The sequence below is a fragment of the Eubacteriaceae bacterium Marseille-Q4139 genome (genome assembly GCA_018223415.1).
GTDB lineage: Bacteria > Bacillota > Clostridia > Lachnospirales > Lachnospiraceae > CABSIM01.
Genome location: JAGTTQ010000001.1, coordinates 1,573,323 through 1,589,862, shown reverse-complemented (window position 1 = coordinate 1,589,862; position 16,540 = coordinate 1,573,323). Strand labels below are relative to the sequence as shown.

At 45.2% G+C, this 16,540-nt stretch carries 18 protein-coding genes and 1 pseudogene; 17 read left to right on the top strand and 2 right to left on the bottom strand.

The window, feature by feature from the left end; all coding sequences use genetic code 11:
* Positions 1–18: 18 nt before the first annotated feature.
* Positions 19–195 carry a helix-turn-helix domain-containing protein gene (locus KE531_07670; GenBank protein MBR9953504.1) on the bottom strand — a complete coding sequence of 59 codons (177 nt, stop codon included), beginning with the start codon at positions 193–195 and terminating at the stop codon, positions 19–21.
* A gap of 306 nt (positions 196–501) precedes the next feature.
* Between KE531_07670 and KE531_07665 the strand changes: the two genes are divergently transcribed.
* The 12 genes from KE531_07665 to KE531_07610 all read left to right on the top strand — a co-directional run bounded on the left by KE531_07665 (position 502) and on the right by KE531_07610 (position 9,720).
* Complete coding sequence (locus KE531_07665) at positions 502–987, top strand: DUF932 domain-containing protein (GenBank protein MBR9953503.1); 486 nt, start codon at positions 502–504, stop codon at positions 985–987.
* Between the two features lie 125 nt (positions 988–1,112).
* Positions 1,113–2,408 (top strand): IS30 family transposase, encoded by a 1,296-nt coding sequence (locus KE531_07660; GenBank protein MBR9953502.1) that lies wholly within the window; start codon positions 1,113–1,115, stop codon positions 2,406–2,408.
* Positions 2,351–3,118 (top strand): hypothetical protein, encoded by a 768-nt coding sequence (locus KE531_07655; protein MBR9953501.1) that lies wholly within the window; start codon positions 2,351–2,353, stop codon positions 3,116–3,118. Before KE531_07660 ends, KE531_07655 begins: the two co-directional genes overlap by 58 nt.
* Entirely contained in the window at positions 3,115–3,606 is a 492-nt protein-coding gene (locus KE531_07650) for a DUF932 domain-containing protein (GenBank protein ID MBR9953500.1), read from the top strand. Before KE531_07655 ends, KE531_07650 begins: the two co-directional genes overlap by 4 nt.
* Positions 3,607–3,680: 74 nt before the next feature.
* Entirely contained in the window at positions 3,681–4,133 is a 453-nt protein-coding gene (locus KE531_07645; GenBank protein MBR9953499.1) for a hypothetical protein, read from the top strand.
* A gap of 147 nt (positions 4,134–4,280) precedes the next feature.
* Positions 4,281–5,207: a YqaJ viral recombinase family protein gene (locus KE531_07640; protein ID MBR9953498.1), complete on the top strand. Its 927-nt coding sequence runs from the start codon at positions 4,281–4,283 to the stop codon at positions 5,205–5,207.
* Between the two features lie 41 nt (positions 5,208–5,248).
* A complete protein-coding gene (locus KE531_07635) occupies positions 5,249–5,950 on the top strand; it encodes a hypothetical protein (GenBank protein MBR9953497.1) in 702 nt (233 codons plus the stop codon).
* A gap of 36 nt (positions 5,951–5,986) precedes the next feature.
* Positions 5,987–6,709, top strand: coding sequence for a hypothetical protein (locus KE531_07630; GenBank protein MBR9953496.1), 723 nt, complete (start codon positions 5,987–5,989; stop codon positions 6,707–6,709).
* Positions 6,710–6,888: 179 nt separating this feature from the next.
* A complete protein-coding gene (locus tag KE531_07625) occupies positions 6,889–7,215 on the top strand; it encodes a nucleotidyltransferase domain-containing protein (protein MBR9953495.1) in 327 nt (108 codons plus the stop codon).
* Complete coding sequence (locus KE531_07620) at positions 7,200–7,538, top strand: HEPN domain-containing protein (GenBank protein ID MBR9953494.1); 339 nt, start codon at positions 7,200–7,202, stop codon at positions 7,536–7,538. Before KE531_07625 ends, KE531_07620 begins: the two co-directional genes overlap by 16 nt.
* 239 nt (positions 7,539–7,777) lie before the next feature.
* The gene (locus KE531_07615; GenBank protein MBR9953493.1) at positions 7,778–8,029 is read left to right on the top strand and encodes a TnpV protein; all 252 of its coding nucleotides are present in this window, start codon (positions 7,778–7,780) and stop codon (positions 8,027–8,029) included.
* Between the two features lie 86 nt (positions 8,030–8,115).
* Positions 8,116–9,720 carry an IS1182 family transposase gene (locus KE531_07610; protein ID MBR9953492.1) on the top strand — a complete coding sequence of 535 codons (1,605 nt, stop codon included), beginning with the start codon at positions 8,116–8,118 and terminating at the stop codon, positions 9,718–9,720.
* A gap of 159 nt (positions 9,721–9,879) precedes the next feature.
* Here KE531_07610 and KE531_07605 read toward each other — a convergent pair whose 3' ends face one another.
* On the bottom strand, positions 9,880–10,146 hold the full coding sequence (locus tag KE531_07605) for a hypothetical protein (GenBank protein ID MBR9953491.1): 267 nt from the start codon (positions 10,144–10,146) through the stop codon (positions 9,880–9,882).
* A 209-nt stretch (positions 10,147–10,355) separates the two neighbouring features.
* Here KE531_07605 and KE531_07600 point away from each other — a divergent pair.
* The 5 genes and pseudogenes from KE531_07600 to KE531_07580 all read left to right on the top strand — a co-directional run bounded on the left by KE531_07600 (position 10,356) and on the right by KE531_07580 (position 16,535).
* Positions 10,356–11,432: pseudogene (locus tag KE531_07600) on the top strand (hypothetical protein).
* A gap of 537 nt (positions 11,433–11,969) precedes the next feature.
* Positions 11,970–12,941, top strand: a complete 972-nt coding sequence (locus KE531_07595) for a uroporphyrinogen III decarboxylase (protein MBR9953490.1) — start codon at positions 11,970–11,972, stop codon at positions 12,939–12,941.
* An 82-nt stretch (positions 12,942–13,023) separates the two neighbouring features.
* Positions 13,024–13,629: a spore protease YyaC gene (gene yyaC / locus KE531_07590; protein ID MBR9953489.1), complete on the top strand. Its 606-nt coding sequence runs from the start codon at positions 13,024–13,026 to the stop codon at positions 13,627–13,629.
* Positions 13,630–13,718: 89 nt separating this feature from the next.
* Positions 13,719–15,101, top strand: coding sequence for a LysM peptidoglycan-binding domain-containing protein (locus KE531_07585; protein MBR9953488.1), 1,383 nt, complete (start codon positions 13,719–13,721; stop codon positions 15,099–15,101).
* A 111-nt stretch (positions 15,102–15,212) separates the two neighbouring features.
* Positions 15,213–16,535 (top strand): hypothetical protein, encoded by a 1,323-nt coding sequence (locus KE531_07580; GenBank protein ID MBR9953487.1) that lies wholly within the window; start codon positions 15,213–15,215, stop codon positions 16,533–16,535.
* Positions 16,536–16,540 lie beyond the last annotated feature (5 nt).

Below are 16,540 nucleotides of genomic sequence, written 5' to 3'. Positions count from 1 at the left end.
GTACTGTCTAATAGGGTGTCAATATTTATTCCGAATAAACTCCAATACCACCTCTTTAGGAATCTTCCACCGATTCCCAATCTTAAATGCATCGAGCTCTCCTTGATGAATTAAATTGAGCAATGTATTTTTCCCAACTTTTAATAGATTTTGGCATTCTTTAAAGGTCAAAATATCTGGTATGTATTCAAACATAGAAATCTCCTCTCTTTCAAAATTAGTTCTGTATGGTTTTTTATAGATTATATTATTGTTTTCAGGTTTAGGCGGGAAGCTCGGCGTATTTTTATGGCTTTCTATTATATATTATTCTTCTATAAATTAAAAAGGAGAGTGATATAGATGCAGAAAGGGCTAAAAATGGTGAAGCTTCTTGTGCGAATAGCAGGAGCGGCAGCGGTATATGTACTTGGCTGTCTGGAAATTCGTTGGAAGAAGTAATCTTGAAGCAGCAATGGAGCATAGAAGTTATGTTCCTACATCAGAAAAGGAGGACAGAGTATGTCAGCAAATAGTGAGAATATGTTTTACGCCAGGAGGGCTCCGTGGTATGGACTGGGAACCAGTGTTGAGGAGGCCATGAGCTCCAGGGAGGCATTGGATGCCGCTGGATTAAACTGGAAAGTGCTCCAGAAGGAGTTGATAACAGAAGACGGGCGGCTTGTGAGAGGCTTTAAGGCGAATATCCGGGAGACTGACGGGCAGATCCTGGGAGTGGTGACAAAACGCTATAAAGTCGTGCAGAATGAAGAGGCCTTCGCCTTCACGGATGAATTATTAGGTGAAGGGGTAACATATGAAACAGCGGGTTCCATACAGAATGGCAGGCGTACATGGATTCTGGCCCGACTCCCACAGAGGTATATTATAAGTGGGGATGAGATCATGCCGTATTTAGTTTTTATAAACAGCCATGATGGTACAGGCGCTATTAAAGCCCTTAATTGTAATCCGAGATTCCATACCCTCTATCTCGGATGGGTGTAAAAAGTGAATTATTATTGATGTAAAAGAAAGGTATGGATTTTCTTTTACAAACAGAAGGAGACGGACTGGATCGTTGGTCTCTTTTCTGTTATGCTTTGATTTCTGGCGGCGGGAAAGGAGCCACCATGTCAAAGTTTTTATCCTATGAAGATCGGATCATCCTTGCACAGCGCCTTCAGGAGAATGCCTCCTTTGGTGCAATCGGAAAAGAACTGGGTAAGGACCGTACAACGATTGCCAAGGAGATTAAAAAGTATTCCCATGACAAGAAAAGCGGACGGCCCGGATATCCTTATAATCCTTGTAAATTCCGCATTTCATGCAAAGCAAAAAAACTGTGCGGAACGAGCTGTACGCATCCATCCGCATACAAATGCAGTTTATGCCCGGAGTGCACGCTTCACTGTCCGGATTTTATAGAGGACGTTTGTTCTGTCAAAAATAAACCGCCTTATGTTTGTAATGGATGCGGTCAGCTTCCGAAATGCACGCTGCTGAAGCGTATTTATGATCCGGCAGATGCACATGAAAGGGCTCATCATGCAATCTCGGAAGCCCGGACAGGAATTCTATCCAATGAAGGGGATATCGCCAGGATCAATCGGATCATCAGTCCTCTGGTCAAAAACGGGCAGTCACTCCATCAGATCTATCTGGATCACGTTGATGAACTGATGTGCAGCGAGAAGACCTTGTATAACTATGTGGATGCCCAGCTTTTTGACATCAGGAACATTGATCTGCCACGTAAAGTTAAATATCGTCCCCGTTATAAGCAGCCCGAATTCAAAGTGGACAGGGGCTGCCGCATCGGGCGTAGTTATACGGATTTCCAGAAGTTTCTGGAGAATAATCCGGAAACTGCCATTGTGCAGATGGACACGGTGATCGGCCGTGCCGGAGGCAAATGTCTGCTTACCATACACTTTGTTGAAACCAGCTTGATGCTGGCGTTTCTGCGGGATGCGAATACGTCTGCCTCTGTGATACGGATTATAAAGCTGTTGGATAAAGTTCTCGGCCCAGAGCTGTTCAGCCGTTTGTTTCCGGTTATCCTGACAGACAACGGGAGTGAGTTCTCAAATCCAAAAGAAATGGAGCGGCGTGACACTGTTCCCTGTAACCGAACGAACGGATTTTATTGTGATCCCAGTGCGCCATATCAAAAAGGGGCCTGTGAAGTAAACCACGAACTGATACGGCGTATTCTGCCCAAGGGAAGCAGTTTCGATGATCTGACACAGTCCGATATTTACCGGATGATGGATCATATCAATTCGTACAAAAGAAAAAAGCTGAACAACCGCAGCCCATACGAAACGTTCAGCTTTTATTACGGAGAAGATGTGCTCAAGAAACTTGGATGTTCACCGGTTGCCGCCGAGAATATCATCCTGAAGCCCAAACTTCTCAAAAAGTAACAAATAAATTTGCGAAAGAGCCGCCAGAAAAGAACAATCATATCCAGCTAAAGCAGGGATGGATTCTCCGAATACAAAAATTTCGAGAGGGGATTGATCTCTGGTTGTTGTGCGCAAATTTACTGCTGAATGTATTATACCATATCTATGTGCGAATGAAAATCCGGGAATCTCGCTTACAAAACGGGAGTTTCATTTACAAAATGGGAATCTCACTTACAAAACAGGATTTTAAATTACAAAAAGAGACTCTTGGATTACAAACGGGACTCTCAGATTGCTATTTACCCATACGAAACGTTCAGCTTTTATTACGGAGAAGATGTGCTCAAGAAACTTGGATGTTCACCGGTTGCCGCCGAGAATATCATCCTGAAGCCCAAACTTCTCAAAAAGTAACAAATAAATTTGCGAAAGAGCCGCCAGAAAAGAACAATCATATCCAGCTAAAGCAGGGATGGATTCTCCGAATACAAAAATTTCGAGAGGGGATTGATCTCTGGTTGTTGTGCGCAAATTTACTGCTGAATGTATTATACCATATCTATGTGCGAATGAAAATCCGGGAATCTCGCTTACAAAACGGGAGTTTCATTTACAAAATGGGAATCTCACTTACAAAACAGGATTTTAAATTACAAAAAGAGACTCTTGGATTACAAACGGGACTCTCAGATTGCTATTTACCGGCGCTATTAAAGCAGCCATGACACCGATAAGAGTTGTATGCCAGAATACCCTGAATCTGGCATTATCAGCGGCTAAAAGAAGCTGGTCAGCAAACCATGTGGGTGATATTCAAGGGAAACTGGAGGATGCAAGGAGGACTCTTTTCTTTGCAGAAAATTATATGACGGAATTAGGGAAAACGATTGATGTATTAAATCACAAAAAGCTTTCAGACCAGCAGATATATGCATATACGGATACATTGTTTCCTATGGCGGAGAATGCTACGCCGCAGCAGAGAAAGAACATTCTTCGGCTAAGGGAAGAAGTAAAATCCCGTTATTTTGAAGCACCAGATTTAAAGGGGATTGGAAGGAATGGGTACCGCTTCATCAATGCAGTATCGGATTTCGCCACTCATGCAAAGCCTTTAAAGGAGCGATCAAATTACAGAGAGAGTCTCTTTGCCAAAACAGTAGAGGGAAACCTGTTAATCGATCAGGCCTATCAGCTCGTTCAGGCAGCGTAATGCCTGCGGCACAAGAAGTATGGTTGAGACCTGCAGAAATGTGGGTCTCTTTTATTATGCAGGAGGAATAAAAGATGGGAATCAGAGAGTATCTGCTTATGGAAATTTTAGAGTGCAGCCGGTCAGACCTCGCTATAATAGATGGGTTCAATTACGACCTCGGAGAGATTGTTGATGATTTGAAGAGAAATGGGGTAGAAATCACCCTATATACAATTACCGACAAAGTCTTTCTAATGGTGCAGTCAGAATTAAGAGATGTTATAAAAGATGCCATCAAAGAGAGGGAAGAAAGAAAACACGAAACAGATACTACGGAAGAAGGAGAAAAAGAACGCTGCAAAATTCAAAAAGAAATTGATGAATTGAGGCGTCTTAATCCGTTAGAGGATATGAAATGGGTATGCGACTATACGGATATATCATGCCGGCTTTCAGATTGCGATGGTATTTACCGGAAGTATCTGGCGGTAGATATCGAGAATCTTGAGAGTGATATGGGATTTAAATTTAATGAGGCGCGATAAGTTTTGGCAGAACCGCCCTCGATAGGACGGGACGGAAATCTCTTACATCAACGGGAATTTGATGCCGCTGTGCAGCGGGGAATGAAAGAAGAAAGCTATGAAAAAGATGAAAGTGGAGAAAAGTCAAGATGAAGGAGGAAATGCAGAATGATTCGGATATCAACAAAGGGAATGTCCAGAGAAGAATGGCTTAAGCTTCGGAAAACAGGCATAGGTGGATCTGATGCTGGGGCGATCTGCGGTTTAAATCCTTACAGCAGTCCAATGAAAGTTTATCAGGAAAAGACGACGGAAGAGGACGAAGACTTGGATTGCGAAGCCATGCGGCAGGGAAGAGATCTGGAAGAGTATGTGGCAAGACGTTTTACAGAAACGACCGGCTTAAAAGTACGTCGGTCGGGCCAGTTGTATCGAAATGATGAATTTCCGTTTATGCTGGCTAATGTAGATCGTCTGATTGTGGGACAGGATGCCGGGTTGGAATGCAAGACTGCCAGTGTATATAATGCAGATAAATGGGAGGATGGGCAGATTCCATCCCATTACCTTATCCAGTGCCTTCATTATATGGCAGTAACCGGCAAACGGACATGGTATCTTGCGGTAGTAATTTTGGGAAAAGATTTCCAATATCGCAAAATCACATGGGACGAGGAAATCATACAAAAACTGATCGCTGTGGAGCAGGCATTCTGGACGCAGTATGTGCTCCCTAGAATCATACCGGAACCAGATGGCTCTAAAGCCTGCGATGAGGTTTTAACAAACTATTATCACACAGCAAATAGAGGAAGCGAAATCCGGCTGGTGGGCTTTGATGGAAAGCTTGATCGGAGAGAGGATTTGATCCGGCAGATTGATGTGCTCAAGCAGGAGCAGATGCAGATTGAGCAGGAAATAAAATTATACCTGAAAGATAATGAGAAAGCAGTCAGCGAACGGTACCAAGTAACCTGGAAAAATGTGGAGAAGACTATGTTGGATACAAAACGAATCCAGGAGGTACTGCCGGGGCTATACCAGAAATTTACGAAAGAGTCTCATTACAGACAATTTAGAGTTCGCGCGGCATAGGAGAGGCTTATTATAGACTGATAAGATGGGAGGGAATACAGTTGAATTTCAAAATAAGACTTCTGCGCACGGAGGAGATTGAGTGCCGTGCTGGAGCAGTTAATGAAAAAGGCATGAGCATCCTGCTGTTTAAGGATGCAAGAGTAGACCAGAAAATCCTGGATGAGGTACTTACCCCTTTTGGCTGGAAAAGGAGCCATCAGATTTTAGATGGAAACCTGTATTGTACCGTAGAAATTTGGGATCCGGAAAAACAGCAATGGGTAGCAAAGCAGGATGTAGGAACTATGAGCTATGCCGAAAAGGAGAAAGGGCAGGCATCAGACAGCTTTAAACGTGCCTGTTTTAATTGGGGAATTGGAAGGGAGCTTTACACAGCTCCCTTCATTTGGATTCCAGCAGAAAAAGCGAAAATTAGACAGAAAGGAGGCAAATGGTACAGCGAGGAGCGATTTCAGGTACAGAACATCGGATACAATGAGGATCGCATAATTGACCGGCTTTGTATTGCAAATGGTGTGGGGCAGACCGTTTATCAATGGGAGCTGAAAAGACGGATGGCGGTTGTACCGGCGGACAGTTTTCAAATGGGGGCCCTGGAACAGGAGATGGAAAGAACAGGTGTCAGCCTTGAACGGATATTGAACCGGTATCAAATATCTTCCTTAGAAGAAATGACAGATTCTATTTATTCCTGCGTTATGAGGGATTTAAGAAAATCGAAGGACAGAAAAAGCGCGTGAAAAAGAATGTATTAAGTAAGTACAAAGGAGGCAGCTATGAAAAATTTATCAGAAAAAATATATAGGATGCTGGAAGAAGGTAAGGTTGATAAAAGCAGAATTGTCTATCACATAGAAGGAATTGGGGGAAATCAGGATTTGTTGGAGAAAAGTGTAAAAAAGTCTGTCTGGGGGAACCTGACTGCTGTATTGGCTTTGGACTTATCAGATGATTCTCCTCAGAAAGAACAGGTAGAAATGAGGCTTACTAAAGATTGGCTGCGGTGGATGAAAATAAAGGAGGAGGAGTTCTGGAAACTGGCTGATCAAAATACGCCGCGATGCCGGCCGGCAGTTCTGCGGCCACTGGAATTAGTTTTAAGAGAAATGATCGGGAAGATGGCAGTAGCAAGCGGTAATGAAGAATTGAAAAAAGAGATTCTTGCTGATAGCATGATGCATCATAGAGGCTACATAATGTATGTTTTAACTAATCGGTCGGGTGTTCATGGCGCTGCTGCGGTACTGTATCCAGGTATTTTGAAGCTTGCCGCAGAGCGGATTGGCGGTGATCTGTTAGTCCTTCCTTCTAGTGTTCATGAGGTAATTCTCTTGAAATGGGAAGAGGAAATCCAGCTAAGAAGGGCTGCGGAACTGGTGAGATCTATCAATCGAACAATTATGCAGCAAAAAGATGTATTGGCAGATTCTGCATATATCTATCGGAGAGCCAGCGAGAGGATTGAAGGCATGAATGCAGATGGAGAGATGATATTCTGATGTAATGAGGAGTGGCTTTAAAACAGCCACTTCTTTTTTTCTTAAAGTAACTCTAGTATATGGAGAAAACAATCAAAAAAGAAAATGTCTGAAAAAAATTATCGCATATGATGAAAATGTCCGGGATATCGTGTATAATAATTAAAAGAGACAGGAATCACCGTGAAGGAGGTGCCGGAATGGAACAGACTGCCTTAAAGGAATTTGTAGATGGTGTTGTGCCGATGATGGGAGAAAAGCTGGAGCAAATTATTTTATATGGCTCTGTGGCCCGTGGAACCAGCACGGAGGAATCTGATGTGGATATTGCGTTGCTGATTCATGGAACAATAGATGAGAATCTGGAAGATCATCTTTTGGATTTTATTGTAGATATGAACTTGAAGTACAATCGAGTGTTTTCTGTCATTGATATTGATTATGAAACCTTCCGGAAGTGGGAAAATGTACTTCCATTTTACAGCAATGTACGGAGAGAGGGTGTGACATTATGGAAGGCGGCATAAATAGAGACCTGTCAAAGTACAGATATGAAAAAGCAATGGAAGATTTGGAGATGGCTCAGGTTATGCTTGAAAAGGGTGGATATAAAGCGTCTGTCAATCGCTCCTATTATGCCATTTTTCATGGATTAAGAGCCGTTACAATTATGAGTGCATTCGATTCATCAAAGCATTCTGGAGTGATCGCTTTTTTTAACCAGCATTATGTAAAAGAGGGGATTTTTGATCGGGAAGTATCAAAGATTATAACGTTGGCTTACAGGCTGAGAGAAAAAGCGGACTATGAGGATTTCGCCATTGTTTCTAAAAGGGAAGCAGAAGAGTAGTATGAGAAGGCGGAGATGGTTCTGGAAAAGATAAGGGAATATCTCAGCAGTAAGTGGTGATATATGCTCTAAGTGACTTTTTAATCATGGCTTTTGTCATGGTTAGTGAAGGGAACACTTAGGGCATTTTCATTTCAGGAGATACAGCCATGAGAAACGAAAAAATCACCCCTCTGTACGAGTGTTTGATCCGCGATGATGAATTGCAGGGCGAGAGTAACAGTATATAGTACCGTAAAATCCTCTACAACAACTATGTGCTGGAGGGAACTCTGTTCAAGTATCTGTTCGAGATCGACCAAGCCTGTAACAAGCGCATGGAAATCATCGTTCCCGCTATGGCAAAGCAGGAGGGCGGAACCGAAGCACTCAAAGCGGCTGACCAAATAGAATGGGTGCGCCGCATGAACAGTATCCGCAACCGTGCGGAGGAAATTATTCGAACTTGTATATACTTAAACGAAAGGAGCCGTTGCAAAATAGATGAGTAATCATCTATGGAGCAGCGGCTCCTTTTTTATGCCCTGAAAACAGAAAACGGACCCTGAAGAGCCCGTAATCCATGGTATAATAAGATATGACCAGTAAATTAAAATACCATAAAAATTATACCGAATTCGGTGAGCCTTATCAACTGGTTTTGCCATTAAATTTGGAAGGTTTGGTTCCTGATGATGATTCTGTTCGACTGCTGAGCCACGAATTGGAGGATTTAGATTACAGCTTGCTGTATCAGGCTTACTCTGCCAAAGGCAGAAATCCGGCAGTGGACCCAAAGACCATGTTCAAGATCCTGACTTATGCCTATTCCCAGAACATCTATTCATCCAGAAAAATTGAAACCGCATGCAGACGCGACATCAACTTTATGTGGCTGCTTGCCGGACAAAAAGCACCGGATCACAGCACCATTGCCCGTTTCCGAACCGGTTTTCTGGCAGATGCCTGTGAAAATCTGTTCTACCAGATGGTCTGCCGCCTGGAAGCAAGCGGAGAATTATCAAAAGAAACCGTATTTATTGATGGGACAAAACTGGAAGCCTGTGCCAATAAATATACCTTCGTCTGGAAGAAATCGGTGGGGAAATGGGAAGCAAAGATGTACGAACGGATTCAGGAGGCAGTCTGTCTTCTGAACCAGGATTATATCTGCGGGTTCCATGTGGGAGAGGAAAGCCGTACCCAGGATCTTCAGGAAATCTGCCGGTTTCTGGAAGAACGGTGCCGTCTGGATGGGACGGTTTTGGTACATGGAAGAGGAAAACGCAAAAGCCGGAATCAAAAATATCTGGAACTGTTCCGCCGGTTTCTGGAACGCCAGACGATCTATGACTGGCATACAGCTAGTTTCCAGGGCCGGAATAACTACTGCAAGACGGATCCGGATGCCACTTTTATGCACATGAAGGATGATCATATGAGGAATGCCCAGCTGAAACCTGGATATAACGTCCAGATCGCAGTGGACAGCGAATACATTGTGGCAGCTGGGATTTTTCAGGATCGGAATGATGTATGGACACTGGTGCCGTTTCTGAAAAACATGGAAGTGAACCTGGGATTTCGATATCCCAGTGTGACTGCGGATTCGGGGTATGAAAGCGAAGAGGCTTATGAATATCTGAAAAGCCAGGGTCAGATCCCTTACATCAAACCGCAGACCTACGAAAAATGGAAAAAGAGAAGTTTTAAGAAAGACATCAGTAAACGGGAAAATATGGCGTATAAGGAAGAGACAGACACCTACACCTGTCATGCAGGAAAAACACTGAGAGAAGTGTTTAAAAAGAAGCAGAAAAGCAAAAGCGGCTATCAGTCCGAGGTAACAGTATATGAATGTGAGGATTGCGGCGGATGTCCGTATAAGAAAAAATGTACGAGGGCAAAGGGAAATAAGAGGCTGTATCTTTCCAAAAACTTTTTGAAAAAGCGTCGGGAATCTTATGAGAACATCATAAGCGAAAAAGGGATCCAGTATCGGACAAACCGTTCGATTCAAGTAGAAGGAGCCTTTGGGGTGTTGAAAAACGATTATGAATTCCAGAGATTTCTGCTGAGAGGGAAAACGAAGGTAAAACTGGAGATCCTACTGCTGTGCCTGGGGTATAATCTGAATAAATTGCATGCTAAGATCCAAAATGGCCGGACAGGAAGCCATCTGTTTGAAGTAAAAACTGCATAGAAAAATCATAAAACCGAAAGGTTTTATTAAAGTACGGCAAAAATCCGGCGATCTGCTCTGAAACCATAGGGAGCGCCGGATTTTTTGCTGTAACAAGCAGAAGTGCCGCTCAATCATCTATTTTGATGATTTTGCGACACTCCCTTTTCTCAGGTGGATTTACTCTTCGAGAACCTGGATTTCCAGGTAATCGAAATCTATGGTTTCAATAAAGCTGTCATTTGTAAAGCGCGTTTTGGACCGGAGCTGGAAGTCTTTGATGTTGGGTTCCAGCCAGATCGGACGCTCTAAATCGAACGTATGGCAGATCTCATCCAAAGTCTGAAATACCATCTGGGTTCTGGACATTGTGTAGTCGCCGCAGCAGGCAACGGTGTCTTTTACCAGATGATTGTCTTTCCATAATTTTCCCCACATTCGGAACATTGAGCCTCTCCTTTTCCTTAAAAGTCTTGCGGTTCTCACATTCTCATTTCCCGCATGTTCTTCGCTTATGCGGCTATTATAAGATAAAACCAGGGATTGCGAAAGGTTTTTTTGAGAATTCTCCCTTGTGTGCATGAAAAAAGTGTAGTAATCTATTAGTAGATATTTTTGACTGGTACAGACAATTTCATGATCCAGGAGGACGAAAGATGGCACAGGCGATTACCAACTATACGGCTTTTTTCACCGGTGCAAAAGAGGCGGTAAAGAAGCTGGAGGAATTAAGGCAGAAGGAACGCGAACTGGAGGACAAGGAAAAAAAGCTGGAACGGTCGCTGAAAACAGAACAAAAGATGGCGGCGGATGCGGTGGCCGCAACAGTAAAACAGAGGGAAGAGGAAATTACAGGCAGCTATGATGCCGAGATTGACAAAGCACGTGAGCGGCTGAAAAAAGTCCGCCAGAAAAGGGAAAAGGCGAAAAGTCAGGGGATCAAAGAGCGGATTGAAGAGGACACGTCAAGCCTGGTACGGGAAAATAAGGAAATAAAGGGGCAGATGAAGACGCTTTTTCAGGCAAACCATGTGCCGGGATATTGCAGAAGCGGCTTTTACTATGCGCTGTACTTTACCCGCGGGCTGCGGGAGGCCGGCGTACTGATGCTGATGCTTTTAGTCTGCTTTCTGGCAGTTCCCTGCGGCGTATATTTTCTGATACCGAACCGGAACTCCTTTTATCTGTTTGGAATTTATCTGGCTGCGATTCTTCTGTTCGGAGGAATTTATGTGATGATCGGAAACCGGACGAAGATGCACCATATGGAGGTTTTGAAGGAAGGGCGGGTTCTTCGGAACCGTATCCGGGAAAATGAGAGGAAAATCCGGGCGATTGCCAGAACGATTCGGAAGGACAAAAACGAGTCCAGCTATAATCTGGAAAAGTTTGATGATGAGATTGCACATTTGGATCAGGATATTTCCCAGATTGTCAGGAAGAAAAACGAAGCACTGAATACCTTTGAGACTGTCACCAAGTCCATCATTTCCGATGAAATTTTTGGGAACCGGAAAAAAGAACTGGATCGTCTGGCGGAGGAATTGGAAAGTACGGGAAGTGAGCTGAAGCTGGTTCAGGGCCAGATCAAAGAGCAGTCCCTGACAGCAGCCGACGAATATGGAATTTACGTTGGGAAAGATTTTCTGACGGTGGAACGGCTGGAAGCCCTGGAAAAGCTCATAGCAGGCGGCAATGCGGCTAACATCAGTGAGGCAATTACGGTTTACAAAAGCAGGACATACCAACGGGCGGAAGGAATGGGCGGCACAGGCGCCATCGAAGGCCCGGCGCAGGACGCTCCTATGGAACGGGGGCCCGGCGGAGAAATTTAAAAACAGGAAGACAGCATCCAGAAGGCATATTGCCGGGCGGGTGCTGTTTTTGTTTTGTAGAAAGTCGAACCATAGAGTTTTTGCAGCTGTATGTCTGTTCGGAGGCGTATCGGGCATACACTTTTGGCTGTGAGTGCACAAATGAAGATAGATGTGGACCATCTGCTTGAAAAGAAATGAATCGGGATTCTTTTGGGCTGATGCAATGTTTAACAGAATGAATTTGAGGTGCAATATTCCGAAGAATGATCAAATTAGCATATGTTTTGTAATAAGTGTTAAAAAATATAGGAAATATTTGTATAAAAAGCGAATGGATGAACTTGCTTTTTCGTGTTAAACTTTTAATTAGATATCTTTTAGGATTCTATGCAAAATGTTTTTGGATATCTTTTGCATCAAAAGCGAAACCCATAGAACGGAAAGGAGATTATTATGACGAAGAAAGAACGTGTAATGTATGCAATAAAAGGGCTTGAACCAGATGCAGTTCCTGTGAGTTTTTCCATACATTTTCCGCGAGAAAAAAGGAACGGAGAAGATATGGTAAAAGAACATCTGCGTTTCTTCAGAGAGACAGATACAGATATCTTGAAGCTAATGAATGAGAATCTCGTTCCGGATATGGGGCCGATTCAGACACCAGAGGACTGGAAACAGGTACGGTGCATGACGATGGAAGATGAATTTATGCGAGATCAAATGGAACTGACAAAACGAGTTTTGGATAAAAGTGACCCAGATGCATTTCGGATAGGGACGCTCCATGGAATTTGCGCTTCTACGATTCATCCGATTGAACACAGATATGGATATACAGAGGTGCGTCAGATGCTTTGCAGCCATTTGCGCCAGAACAAAGCACCAGTGTTGGATGCAATGAAAAAAGTTGCTGAAGTACAGTGTAATCTTGCAAGAGCTTATGTGGAGGCAGGGATGGACGGTGTTTACTATGCGTCTCTCGGCGGAGAAAAGAGATTTTTTACGGATGAAGAATTCGCGGAGTACATAGAGCCTTTCGACAAACAGATCATGACAGAGATCAGAGCGGCCGGTGGAATTGTGATTCTCCATATATGTAAGGATGGGTTGAACATGAAACGCTATGAATCCTATGGGCCATATGCAGATGTAGTGAACTGGGGTGTATATGAGGGACCGTATTCATTGGAGAAGGGAAAAGCATTATTTAAAAATTGTGCAGTTTTAGGTGGACTGGCTCATGACAGGAACAGTGTGGTTTATAAAGGAACACAGGAAGAAATATGGAAGGCGGTGAAAAAACTGATAGAAGAAAATGGGAAAAAGAAGTTTCTGATTGGAGCTGACTGCACGATGCCAGGAGACATTTCTTACGAAAAGCTTCGCATGGTTGCGGAAGCAGCGAGAGATGTGAGCGGAAATTGACGTTCTCTTGCCCGCCCCTGCATAAATCCCCCCGCATCTGCCTATAATAGCATATAGAATTCTAGGGAAAATGGAGGCAGGGATGAAATTCTGGGAGAAAACATCCGGGCTTTATAAGCGGGAAATTTATTATTATGACACAAGACCGGAGTTTGAATCAGAAAAATTTGCCGGCCGCCTGCTTCTTTTGATGATGGAGGAGATGAAGGCGCGCGGGAAATCGGAGGTCGTTTTTTTATGCATCGGGACAGACCGTTCCACAGGCGACAGCCTTGGGCCGTTGATCGGATATAAGCTAAGGGAGCGCAGGGTGAAGAATGCGATGGTTCTCGGCACACTGGACAACCCGGTTCATGCAATGAATCTCGAGGAATGTATCGTGGGACTTAAGAAAAAATTCCCTCACGCGCTGGTGGTGGCTGTCGATGCCTCCGTCGGGAACGCAGAGCATGTGGGTTGCGTGACGCTTGGGCGCGGGCCATTAAAGCCGGGGCTCGGTGTGAAAAAGGAGCTGGAGGCCGTGGGGGATATTTTTATCACCGGGATTGTCGGCAGCTCCAGAAGCGGAGACCCGCTGATGCTTCAGAGTATCCGTCTGTCAGTTGTCATGCGGCTGGCGGACTGCATCAGCCGCAGCATCTGTTTGGGGATGAACCTGATCGGAGGCCGTGTCGAAACATTTTCCTGAAAGCTGTCCCTGTTTTGACAGGTTTTGCAGGAGCACCGTGCTATACTGCTTGCTGAATGAAAGGCGAAGAAATATAGCGAGGTGAAAGCATGGGAGAATTGTATAATCCTTTTCCAAAACTGCCAAAAAATGTACGCCAGATTGGAGAAGGCGACACGGTGGTCAGGCTGTATCTGGAGGACTATGTCAACACATATCTGAAGCGGCTTTATCCGGTTGGAAAACAGACGCTGCGGGTGGGGCTTCTTTTAGGCAGTACGGAACAGCATGATGGGACGCCGTATATTTTCGTGGACGGCGCCATAGAGATGGAAGATGTGGAAACAGACGGAGAGAAGCTGATTTTTTCGGAAAGCTCCTGGAAAAAGGCGTATCAGGGGATAGAAGAGTCGTTTCCGAAGCGAACCATCCAGGGGTGGTTCCTCTGCGCCGGACCGGGAAGCCAGTTAAGCCCTTTGAACTACTGGAAACAGCACAATCAGTATTTTGCAGGCAAAAACCAGGTCATGTACCTGAATCAGGGGCTGGATGGAGACGAATCCATTTACATAACTTCGGAAGACGGCTTTTACCGGCTGCGCGGCCATTACATTTATTATGAAAGAAACCAGATGATGCAGGATTATATGATTACCCGGAAGGACGTTAGGAGAATCGAGACGGGAAGTCATGAACAGGTCATCCGGGATTTCAGGCAGAGAATGGTAAGCCGCAAGGAACAGGCAAATCTCAATAAAGGGACAGCGAACGCCCTGGGCATGCTGTGCGGTGTCCTTTCCGTCGCCGTGCTGGCCGGCGGCGTTGTGCTGCTCAACAATTACCACAAAATGCAGCAGATGGAGAGTGTGCTGGCATCGGTGCTGCCGGCCGGCGTGGCAGACTGGGACGAGTACCAGAAACAGCAGGCGGAGGAACCGGATTTTATCATAGAAGAAATGCCGGGAGACGTGTATCCGACGGAGACCATGTCAGGCGAGACCGGCGAATTTTTTGAGGCCGGCTCGGGGAATGCATCGGATGAAACAGAAAGCACAGACGGGACTGCCGCAGCAGAGACAGAAACGGCCGGACAGGAGGCGGAATCGGCAAATGCCGGCGGTGAACATGCGGTGCCAGAGACGGAAACGGGCGGCCAGGGTGACGCTGCCGAAGAGGTGGAGGAAGCCGTTCCTATGACGGGAAGCGGCAGTGCGGGCACGTCTGAAATCATGGAACAGCAGCGGCTCGTAGGTATGGGAAAGACTGGCGGGGAAGGCGACGAGGGCCTTGAAGAAGACGCAGCCCTGCCCATCGACTACGAGGCGGCAGAAGCAAACGGATACGAGATTTATGAAATTGGGGAAGGCGAAACGCTTTATGGAATCTGCTGGAAGGTCTATGGGGATCTGAGCCGCCTGTCAGAAATTTGCAGGCTGAACCATCTGACCGATGAAAACCGGATTTTAGCCGGACAGAAGCTGATTCTTCCATAAAAAAACAGTCATACCGCAGACGGCAGCAAAAAAGAAAAATAATATAATGCGAATCTCCCGGAAATGGTGTATAATTAAACATATATCGGCCTTTTCCGGGAGATTTTGTTTATGAGTGATATGCGCTATATGGACAGAGAAAACAAAAAAAGACAGCTGCGGAACAATATCGTCCAGCTTCCAAAGCCGGAACAGAACTGGCAGGAGAACGACGAGGACAGCGAGGAGATTGTTCGGCAGGTACATAATAAAAGAAGAAACCGCAGGTTTTTAATTTTTGCAGTGACAGCGCTGTTTCTTGCTGCCTTGGGCTATTGCTGGTACCGGTACCAGCAGGAGTACCAATATACGGAGTACACGGTGAACTGGGAGAAGTCCATGCGGTATGCCGACGGGGCCGGCACGTCTGGTGAAGACGGGGAAACGGCTGTCAGCGAAAGCAGCTTTGTAAATTTTGAGCTGTTCGGCGACAACATGATAAAATATACGAAAGACGGCGCGTCCTATATTGACGCCAGCGGGAAAACCGTATGGACCCAGGGCTATGAAATGAAGACGCCGATTATCAGCATCAACGGAAGCTGCGCGGCCATCGCCGACCAGCAGGGGAACGATATCTACATCTTTAATAAAGAAGGAACCACCGGAATTGCAAAGACGCAGCTTCCAATCTCCAAAGTGGCGGTCTCCGGCCATGGGGTGACGGCTGCAATCGTCGAGGACAGCACGGCGGCTTACGTCATGTACTACAAAAAAGACGGCTCCGACCTTCAGATCAGCATAAAAATGCTGCTCCAGGGCGACGGCTATCCGGTCGATCTGGCGCTGTCTCCCGATGGAAGGCAGATTGTCATGTCCGTCATGTATCTGGAAAACGGCGTCATGAAAAACAAAGTCGTGTTTTATGACTTCTCGGAAATCGGGAAAAACGTGGACAACCGTTTTATCGGAGGCTTCGAGGATGAATTTGAGGATAAAATGGCAGCCCGGGTGCGCTATCTCAACGACGAAACGGTCTGCGTGTTTACGGATAAGGGGATTTCGTTTATTTCAGTAAAAAATGTGATCCCGGATCCTGAAATTGTCACGGTAAACGTGGAAGAGGAAATCGAAAGCATCTGCTATTCCGACCGCTATGCCGGCGTGATCGTGGACAGCACCTCAGGGAACCCGTACCGTCTGGATATTTACAGAACGGACGGCACAAAAGCAGGGAGTGCGGAATTTGATTACTCTTACAGCGGCGTAAAAATTGACGGCGACCTGGTTATCCTGTATAATGATGAATCATGCATGGCATTTAATGTTTCCGGGGACAAAAAGTTCGAGGGACAGTTTGACTTCCCGGTGGCCTGCGTGAGAAAAGGGAAAAATCGCATGACCTCCCTGATTGTGGCCGGGAGTGAAGTGATGAAGGAAATAAAACTAAAGTAACACAA

What these genes read in the sequence shown, in the direction of transcription:
- KE531_07620 (MBR9953494.1), top strand. Translation starts at nt 7,200, where the DNA reads ATGGAAGGCGGCATAAATAGAGACCTGTCAAAGTACAGATATGAAAAA.
- KE531_07665 (MBR9953503.1), top strand. Translation starts at nt 502, where the DNA reads ATGTCAGCAAATAGTGAGAATATGTTTTACGCCAGGAGGGCTCCGTGG.
- KE531_07660 (MBR9953502.1), top strand. Translation starts at nt 1,113, where the DNA reads ATGTCAAAGTTTTTATCCTATGAAGATCGGATCATCCTTGCACAGCGC.
- KE531_07645 (MBR9953499.1), top strand. Translation starts at nt 3,681, where the DNA reads ATGGGAATCAGAGAGTATCTGCTTATGGAAATTTTAGAGTGCAGCCGG.
- KE531_07670 (MBR9953504.1), bottom strand. Translation starts at nt 195, where the DNA reads ATGTTTGAATACATACCAGATATTTTGACCTTTAAAGAATGCCAAAAT.
- KE531_07595 (MBR9953490.1), top strand. Translation starts at nt 11,970, where the DNA reads ATGACGAAGAAAGAACGTGTAATGTATGCAATAAAAGGGCTTGAACCA.
- KE531_07580 (MBR9953487.1), top strand. Translation starts at nt 15,213, where the DNA reads ATGAGTGATATGCGCTATATGGACAGAGAAAACAAAAAAAGACAGCTG.
- KE531_07630 (MBR9953496.1), top strand. Translation starts at nt 5,987, where the DNA reads ATGAAAAATTTATCAGAAAAAATATATAGGATGCTGGAAGAAGGTAAG.
- yyaC (MBR9953489.1), top strand. Translation starts at nt 13,024, where the DNA reads ATGAAATTCTGGGAGAAAACATCCGGGCTTTATAAGCGGGAAATTTAT.
- KE531_07640 (MBR9953498.1), top strand. Translation starts at nt 4,281, where the DNA reads ATGATTCGGATATCAACAAAGGGAATGTCCAGAGAAGAATGGCTTAAG.
- KE531_07610 (MBR9953492.1), top strand. Translation starts at nt 8,116, where the DNA reads ATGACCAGTAAATTAAAATACCATAAAAATTATACCGAATTCGGTGAG.
- KE531_07625 (MBR9953495.1), top strand. Translation starts at nt 6,889, where the DNA reads ATGGAACAGACTGCCTTAAAGGAATTTGTAGATGGTGTTGTGCCGATG.
- KE531_07655 (MBR9953501.1), top strand. Translation starts at nt 2,351, where the DNA reads ATGTTCACCGGTTGCCGCCGAGAATATCATCCTGAAGCCCAAACTTCT.
- KE531_07605 (MBR9953491.1), bottom strand. Translation starts at nt 10,146, where the DNA reads ATGTTCCGAATGTGGGGAAAATTATGGAAAGACAATCATCTGGTAAAA.
- KE531_07650 (MBR9953500.1), top strand. Translation starts at nt 3,115, where the DNA reads ATGACACCGATAAGAGTTGTATGCCAGAATACCCTGAATCTGGCATTA.
- KE531_07585 (MBR9953488.1), top strand. Translation starts at nt 13,719, where the DNA reads ATGGGAGAATTGTATAATCCTTTTCCAAAACTGCCAAAAAATGTACGC.